Here is a 4,349-nt window from a genome sequence, read left to right as displayed (position 1 = left end):
AAGCCAATATCAACTTGTTAAATTGCTAGTAGGCGAGCGTGCCCGTTTTACTGTGGTAGGTGATGACGATCAATCAATTTACTCATGGCGTGGTGCTCGCCCGCAAAACTTAGTGTTATTAGGTAAAGACTACCCAGGGCTTAGACTTATAAAGCTTGAGCAAAACTATCGAAGTGCAGGGCGAATACTAAAAGCGGCTAACATTTTAATTGCGAATAACCCACATGACATAGAGAAAAAGTTATTTAGTGAACTAGGTTATGGTGAGCCGATTAAAGTAATAGGGTGCCGCGATGAAGAGCATGAATCTGAGCGTGTGGTTGCTGAAATAATTTCACATAAGTTTATGAAGCGTACCAGCTATAAAGATTACGCGATTTTATATCGTGGTAATCATCAAGCACGTGGCTTTGAAAAATCTTTAATGAGTAACCGTATCCCTTATAAAATTAGTGGCGGTATGTCGTTTTTCGCTCGCTCAGAAATTAAAGATATTATGGCGTATTTACGTTTGCTAGTTAATCAAGATGATGACAATGCATTTTTACGTATTGTAAATACACCGCGACGCGAAATAGGCACGGTTACACTTGAAAAGCTTGGTACGCTTGCTAACGAAAAACACGCGAGCTTATTTGCTACCTGTTTTGATAACGATTTAGGCTACAGACTAAAAGGGCGTGGTTTTAATGCGCTTGCTGGGTTTGCACGCTGGGTTGTTGAGCTATCCGATAACGCAGTACGCGGTGATACGCTCGAAGCTGTTAAAGACTTAGTGCGTAATATTAATTACGAGGCATATTTGTACGAGTCGTCACCGAGTGCTAAAGCCGCTGAAATGCGTATGAAAAACGTATCTGAGCTGTATCGCTGGATCACCGATATGTTGACCGGTGATGCCGACAACGAACCAATGACATTAGCCGAGGTTGTTAGCAAGCTAACCCTTCGCGACATGCTTGAGCGTAACGAAGAAGAAGACGAAACCGATGCAGTGCACTTATCAACACTACATGCATCAAAGGGCTTAGAGTATCCATATGTATTTATGGTAGGTATGGAGGAGGGCTTACTTCCGCATCAGGTAAGTATTGATGAAGATAACGTAGATGAAGAACGCCGCTTAGCTTATGTTGGTATTACTCGTGCACAGCAGGAGTTAACACTTACTTATGCAAAAATACGTCGTCAATTTGGTGAAACCTCACAAACTGAGTTAAGCCGATTTGTACAAGAGTTACCGCAGGACGATCTCGCGTTCGAAAACAAAAAAGCGCCAAATACGCAAGCAGAGCGAATGGAAAAAGGCCAAGCAAGAGTCGCTAACCTTCGTGCAATGTTTAAAAAGCCTGAGTAATACCTCAGGCTAATTTTATAAAGACTGGGTTGCTTGTATTTCAGGCAACTCAGAGCACACTAGAGCGTGTTGTTTTCCCACAAAAAATGCCAAACCGTGCTTGTCTAGTAAAGCTCTAAAATTGAGTATCGATGGTCCTTTAGCAATAACTTTCATTGCTTTTAGCTTCGTAATTGCTAGCACACCTTGTAGCTGAAAATCGTAACTTTCTTGTTGTAAAACACGTTTACTAAAGGTCGAGCTAAGTAGCAGATAGTCAAAATTAATATCGGTTAGTAAATTAAGTTCGCATCTATCTTTAGCAAAATTGTTTAAACCAATTGAATAACCAAGTTGTGATAGCTTTTTGAGATTTTCTATTTGTATTGCGCTTGCGTGACGAATTTCTTGCTCATCAAATAGCAAACAGAGCTGGCTATGCCCTTGTTGTTTATTTAGCGTATCTGTAAATAAAACAAATTCGTGCTCCTCAAGTAGTAAACCAGAGCAAGGAACCAGCGCCATAGTTACATTTGCGGTAATTGCTTGTGCATAAGCGCGTTGTAATAACTGTAACTCTATCTCGAGGTGCTGTTCTTTATCTGATGCAAACTTTTTCAAAATATCAAAGCTAGTAAAGCCAAGTATTGGGTGTTCACCAAATGCTTCAAATAAAGATTCAGACTGATGTTGCTCATCAAGAGTAATTATTTCTGAGCTTCTAAAACTCATAGGTAATATATCAAGGTGATGTTGTGCTTTTAGTGCCTGCGCAGGTATTGATTGCGTTAATAGCGGATGAAATAGCTCGTAGCGATTTTTTCCGGAGTTTTTAGCGTGATACATTGCAGCATCGGCATCACGAATAATTTCATCCGTATGAGTATAGCTTTTCTTTGAATAGGTTATCCCTATACTTGCACCACTTTGTAAATATTCCCCTTTAAGGCAAAAAGGCTTTTCCATTAAGTCGATAATACGATTGGCAACATCTTCGGCTTGTTGAGGCTCAGTTAAGTGCGTTAATAAAATAACAAACTCATCGCCACCTAAGCGTGCTAGTAAATCATGTTCGCGTATACACTGGGCAAATAACTCACTAACGTTAATTAAAAACTGATCGCCAGCATGGTGACCAAGCTGGTCGTTAATGTCTTTAAACTTATCTAAATCAATAAATAAAACAGCAAAGTTATGTTCAGGAAAGCGCTGATAATGTTGTAGCGTTTTTTCAAGCTGAGTTAAAAATAGGCTGCGATTAGGTAAGCTAGTAAGAGAGTCGTGATGTGCGTCATGATAAAGCTGCTGCTCTATTTTTTTACGTTCATCTATTTGCATTTGTAAATGCAGATTAGTTTGACGCAGTTCTTTGGTTTTTTCATTGACTCTAAATTCGAGTTCTTGATGGCTTTTTGCAATCGCTTGATTGGCGAGCTTTGTTTGTAAAACAGCTGCAATTTGATGTGATACAAAGGTAATTAGCTCACAATCATCCTGGCTGAAAATATGTTTGTTATCGTAAGCTTGGCAAACAATAAGGCCGATAACACCTTGAGCTGTTTTAAGTGGAGCGCCTAACCAACTAGTGGCCATTTGCTCTTTTTGTACAGGCTTAGCCCTTTGTACTACACCGCTTTCTATTAGTTCTTTTGCCCTACACGGGTGTATAAGTTGCGTTTCTTCAGTGCTAATTACCAGTTCACTATAACCTTTAGCAAAGCGTCTTGGTTGAGTGTTTTCTTTAAATTCATCTACACAATAAGGGAAGCTTATCCAGCCAGACTCTTTATCGTAAAGTGCAATATATAAGTTTTCTGCGTAGGTAATTGTTTTTATTATTTCATGTATCTTAAAGTAAGCATCATCAAGGTTTTTAGCTTGCGTTGCTATTTCAGATATTTTAAACAGAATTTGTTGGCGTTGAAGTGCGCGTTTGCGTTGTTCTATTTCAAGGTTTAACGCGTCGTTACTTTGAGTGAGTGCTCGGGTACGAATTTTAACTTCTGACTCAAGGAGCTCTCGTTTTTTTACACGCTCTATTGCAGTTGCTAAATAAAGCGACATAAACTCAAGTAATTGTATTTGTTGTGAGCTATAGCCTTGTTTTGTATCGTAACTTTGCGCTGCTAATACACCGATAATATTATGTTCTTGGTAAACCGGTACACCTACCCAATGCTCTGCTGGAGTGCCTAATGCTTTAAATAAACCTTCTGCTGCGGCATTTTGCATTTGCTGCTTGGTAAAACATGTGGTTTTACCCTGTTTAAATACATAGCCAGTGGCGCCTTCATCAAAGCTATTTGATTGGTTAAGGGCGACGGCAATACCATCTTTTTCATCTGAAAAGTAAGAAAGTTCTAGCGATTGACTATATTGATTTAATAGCACCACATAAAAACTTTTACTCGGCACATATTTTTGTAAAATGTCGTGGATAGCGGGATAAAGTAGGGTTAGCTCGGCAACAGTACTTGCTTGCTCTGATAATTGTATCAGCGCATTTTGTAAGTGATGTGATTGTTTGTATTTATTGAGTAATGTTTTTAGACGTTTATTTTGATACGCCAATTTACTCGATACTGAGAGTTTATCTTCCAATGATCTAACCGGCTATTTTTATTGTATAGTTATTAGCCTTATACTTTCACTTTTAGCGCTTATCGTCAAGTTGATATTCGTACTACCATACTGGCTAGAAACACTATTTTAGGTATTAAAAAAGGCTTACCGAAGTAAACCTTTTTTGTGTATTTCAGCTGTATTTACTTAGATGTCATGAAGTCGATAGCAGCGCTTATCTCATCATCAGAACAATCCATACAGGTGCCTTTTGGAGGCATCGCATTAAAGCCATTTAGTGCATGCTCAAGTAAAGTGTCTTTACCTTTAGCTATACGTGGAGCCCAATCGTCAGGCGATTTAGGCGCGCCTAGTGCACCAGTACCGTGACATGCAAAACATGCACCTTGATACACTTGCTCACCAGAACGAGGGCCTGTAGGCGCGGCTG

Annotated in this window: 3 protein-coding genes; 1 reads left to right on the top strand and 2 read right to left on the bottom strand. The window is 39.3% G+C overall.

Annotated features, from left to right (window positions below):
• Positions 1 to 1,357: 3'-5' exonuclease (locus L654_RS0100260; RefSeq protein ID WP_024606917.1), on the top strand; the 1,357-nt coding region annotated here is incomplete at its 5' end.
• A gap of 15 nt (positions 1,358 to 1,372) precedes the next feature.
• Here L654_RS0100260 and L654_RS0100255 read toward each other — a convergent pair.
• The gene (locus tag L654_RS0100255) at positions 1,373 to 3,937 is read right to left on the bottom strand and encodes a diguanylate cyclase (RefSeq protein ID WP_024606916.1); all 2,565 of its coding nucleotides are present in this window, start codon (positions 3,935 to 3,937) and stop codon (positions 1,373 to 1,375) included.
• Between the two features lie 164 nt (positions 3,938 to 4,101).
• The coding region (locus tag L654_RS0100250) for a c-type cytochrome (RefSeq protein ID WP_024606915.1) at positions 4,102 to 4,349 on the bottom strand (248 nt) is incomplete at its 5' end.

Source organism: Pseudoalteromonas sp. TAB23 (assembly GCF_000498075.1).
GTDB lineage: Bacteria > Pseudomonadota > Gammaproteobacteria > Enterobacterales > Alteromonadaceae > Pseudoalteromonas > Pseudoalteromonas arctica.
Note: the sequence above shows the minus strand (reverse complement) of the source record. Positions and strands in the feature narration are given on the sequence as shown.